Raw genomic sequence first — 2,044 nt, 5'->3', positions numbered from 1 at the left:
AAGATTTTCTTTTTTTGTTGCCACTAATCCGGTATACTTTCAGAAAATCTATTTCGAACGTAATTCCCGAAGTATTGGTAAAGTTCTATTACCAGATAGGTTTCTGAAGCTTGATGCCTCTCTTGCGTTTGGTCTTGGAATGTTTATTATTTGCCAAATGACAATTTTCTCCTGGAATTGAAAAGTTACTTTTGGGCTTTAATCAAATTCTTATCAAATGGATATATTAATAGGTCTTCAATGGGGAGATGAAGGAAAAGGCAAAATTATTGATTTAATCTGCCAGAACTATGATATTGTAGCAAGGTTTAATGGTGGAGCAAATGCTGGACATACAATTTATTATAAAGAGAAAAAAGTCACTTTAAACCTAATACCTTCCGGAATATTTTTTCCAGAAACTACAAATATTCTTGGAACCGGAGTTGCTTTAGATCCTATTATTTTGAATGAGGAAATTCTAAAATTAAAGTCGATAGATTCTAAATTGAAACCAGAAGAAAAGATAATAATCTCAGAAAAAGCCCATTTGGTTCTTCCCACTTATAAATACTTTGATCAATATTATGAAGAATCTTCGCACTATCCCACTATTGACACTACTAAAATGGGAATTGCGCATACATATTCTAATAAAATGTTGAGGAGTAATCCTCGCGTGGCAGATATCTTTTCTCCTGATTTTAAAAACGATATAGAGAAAACTTTATTCAGGCAACATAATGAATTATCTAGCTTCGGAAGAGAAATACCTGAATTTAAAGGGATGTTGGAAGAATATTTTAAGGCTCTTGATTTCTTAAAAAAACTAAACATACAAAACACTGAGTTTATAATTAATAAAGCGATAAAGGAAGGAAAAAAAGTTTTAGCAGAAGGGGCACAAGCAACAATGCTTGACATTGATTATGGTACTTATCCATACGTGACTTCTAGTAGTACCATAGCGGCTGGAGCCTGTACTGGTCTAGGGGTCTCCCCACGAAATATTAATAAGATTTTTGGTGTAACTAAAGCTTACTGCACCCGTGTAGGTAAAGGTGTTTTTCCGACAGAAATTAATGGTGAAATAGCTGATGAGTTGAGGGAAAAGGGGAATGAATATGGTTCTAATACTAATCGTCCAAGAAGGATAGGATGGTTAGATATACCTGCATTAAAATATGCAATTATGATAAATGGAATTACTAATATAGCGATAACCAAAATGGATATTCTTAACGGAATGGATATGATTCAAGTATGCACAGGCTATGAAATAGATGGTGAAATTAGAGATATTGCATCCTTAGATTTACAGCGTGTAAATAGTAAGCCTGTATTCAAAGATTTTAATGGATGGAATAAAAATTTTTCAGATATTTTAGATGAGACTTCGTTTCCTTTAGAATTAAAACATTTCATTGATTTTTTAGAGAGTCAATTGGGAATTCCTGTTAAATACATTTCGACGGGACCTAAACGGGAACAAGTAGTTATTTGTTATGACCAACAGTAGAATATTCAGACTATAGCTGTATTAAATGGACGAACTAATTTTATATATCAAGAAATTCGCAAATCTAACGATTGAAGAAGAAACCTTTATTCAGCGATTATTCAAAAAACTTGAAATAACCAGCGGTCAATATTTTATTGAAAGTGGAAAACCCTGTACGAAAATTGCATTTGTAGAGAAGGGCCTATTTCGTTCCCTTTATTATAATAAAGTGGGGGATGATTTTACTCGTTATTTTATTTATGAAGGGCGTTTTATCGGTGATTTTCAGAATTTTCAAATTAGTGCTCCTTCCAATGATTATATAGAAGCTATAACCGATGCGAGTATCTGGTATATAGATTACAGAGATTTTGAAATTTTGAAGGAGCAGATTTCTATCTGGCCCTTATTAATTAATAAACTTTATGCATTTGTGACTGAAAGTAAACTCAAGACTGCTAACATTATGATGAACCTGGAAGCAAAGGACAGATATTTACTTTTTCTTAACCATTATCCCGGCTTAGCTAATCGAGTCCCATTACATATGTTATCTTCCTATTT

2 protein-coding genes and 1 pseudogene are annotated in these 2,044 nt (G+C 32.7%); 2 read left to right on the top strand and 1 reads right to left on the bottom strand.

What is annotated here, in order from left to right; genetic code table 11:
* Window positions 1-116: pseudogene (locus AC13DP_RS00180) on the bottom strand (DUF4138 domain-containing protein); the annotation flags it as partial.
* Window positions 117-217: 101 nt separating this feature from the next.
* Here AC13DP_RS00180 and AC13DP_RS00175 point away from each other — a divergent pair.
* Together AC13DP_RS00175 and AC13DP_RS00170 are read left to right on the top strand one after the other, a co-directional pair.
* A complete protein-coding gene (locus tag AC13DP_RS00175; RefSeq protein ID WP_483067083.1) occupies window positions 218-1,498 on the top strand; it encodes an adenylosuccinate synthase in 1,281 nt (426 codons plus the stop codon).
* A 25-nt stretch (window positions 1,499-1,523) separates the two neighbouring features.
* On the top strand, window positions 1,524-2,044 hold a 521-nt coding region (locus AC13DP_RS00170), incomplete at its 3' end, for a Crp/Fnr family transcriptional regulator (RefSeq protein WP_483067082.1).

The sequence above is a fragment of the Zunongwangia sp. L-65 genome (assembly GCF_056859415.1).
The sequence above is the reverse complement of the archived record's forward strand: the minus strand, read 5'-3'. Positions and strand labels throughout refer to the sequence as shown.

What these genes read in the sequence shown, in the direction of transcription:
- AC13DP_RS00175 (WP_483067083.1), top strand. Translation starts at nt 218, where the DNA reads ATGGATATATTAATAGGTCTTCAATGGGGAGATGAAGGAAAAGGCAAA.